Genomic DNA, 302 nt, shown 5'->3' with positions numbered 1-302 from the left:
GGCGCCTTTGACGGGTGATGTCGGGGGTGTCCGCTGGATCTACGCGTTCTCGAACGAGCGGGCGTTGGCGCGTTTCGCGCTGGCGCGGGGTGAGGGCGGCCGGGAGTGGTCGTATCAGCGGTGGCTGGGTGCGCGGTTGCTGGATGCGCTGGTGCCGGCGGTGGGGGTGCCGTGCGGGGTGGCGTTGGACTGCGCTGACGGGGTGGACGGGATGGTGTTTCCGCCGGTGCGGGGGGTCGTGCCGGATGCGGTGGCGGTGGATGTGGATGTGGATGTGAACGGGGATCGTGAGACGGGGGATG

1 pseudogene is annotated in these 302 nt (G+C 70.5%); it reads left to right on the top strand.

The annotated features are described in order from the left end of the window. Window positions 1–302: pseudogene (locus tag IG05_RS0141450) on the top strand (hypothetical protein); the annotation flags it as partial.

The sequence above is a fragment of the Streptomyces sp. NRRL S-1022 genome (assembly GCF_000720135.1).
Taxonomy (GTDB): domain Bacteria; phylum Actinomycetota; class Actinomycetes; order Streptomycetales; family Streptomycetaceae; genus Streptomyces.
This window is presented reverse-complemented; position numbering and strand designations above follow the sequence as displayed.